1 protein-coding gene is annotated in these 1029 nt (G+C 60.0%); it reads left to right on the forward strand.

All coding sequences use genetic code 11. The features are described 5' to 3' along the window. Positions 1-59: 59 nt before the first annotated feature. Positions 60-1029, forward strand: a 970-nt coding sequence (locus ACX3OZ_RS20865; RefSeq protein WP_459105511.1) for an IS1182 family transposase, incomplete at its 3' end; no start/stop codon positions are given.

The raw sequence follows: 1029 nt of genomic DNA on the forward strand, positions 1-1029 counted from the left end.
CGAGGCTGTGTGAAAACCCTTGATTATGGTATGATCTGGCACTGCTTCGGAGGTGCCAGATGGGACGTTTTGTCGAGGCTGCCGACCGTCACCAGGCGAGTTTTCTACCGGCCTGCCTTGAGGATTATGTGGAACCGGACAACCCGGTCCGTGTGATCGATGCCTTTGTTGATGAACTCGATCTGGCGGATCTCGGCTTCGAGCGTGTACAGCCGGCATCGACCGGCAGGCCGGGCTACGCGCCAGCGATGATGCTCAAGCTCTATGTCTACGGATACCTGCATCAACTGACCTCAAGCCGGAAGCTGGAGCGAGAGGCTGGCCGCAATATCGAGTTGATGTGGCTTACCGGCAAGCTGGTGCCCGACTTCAAAACGATCGCCGACTTCCGGCATGATAATCCCGAGGCGATCAAGCTCGCTTGCCAGCGGTTCGTTGCGGTCTGCCGCACGCTTGGTCTTGTCGGTGGCGGCGTGGTGGCCATCGATGGCTCGCGTTTACGGGCCGTGAACACGCATGAGAAGAACTACACCAAGGGCAAGCTGGCGCGGCGAAAGGCCCATGTCGAGGAGAGCATCGCGCGTTATCTTGCAGAGCTCGAGGAAACCGACAGCGCAGAGACGGGATTGGCTTCACCGCGGATCGAGCGCTTGACCGAACGATTGGCGTCTCTGCGTGGTCGCCTTGGCGAGCTGGAGGCAATCGGCCGACAACTGGAAACCAGTGCTGATGGGCAACTATCGCTCACCGATCCGGACGCCCGCGCCATGGCAACCGGGAGCGACCATCGCGGCGTGGTTGGCTACAACGTTCAGGCTGCCGTCGATACCAGGCACCATATCGTGGTGGCTAATACGGTGACGAACCGAGGCCATGATCGTTCGCATCTGCTGGAGATGGCAGAGGCCGCGAAAGCCGCGACCGGCACCCCCGATATGATCGCCCTTGCCGATCGCGGTTATTATGAGGGTGAACAGATCCGTGCCTGTGCCCAGGCAGGCATTATCCCAATGGTGCCAAAACCCAACA

The sequence above is a fragment of the Devosia sp. A369 genome (assembly GCF_054489345.1).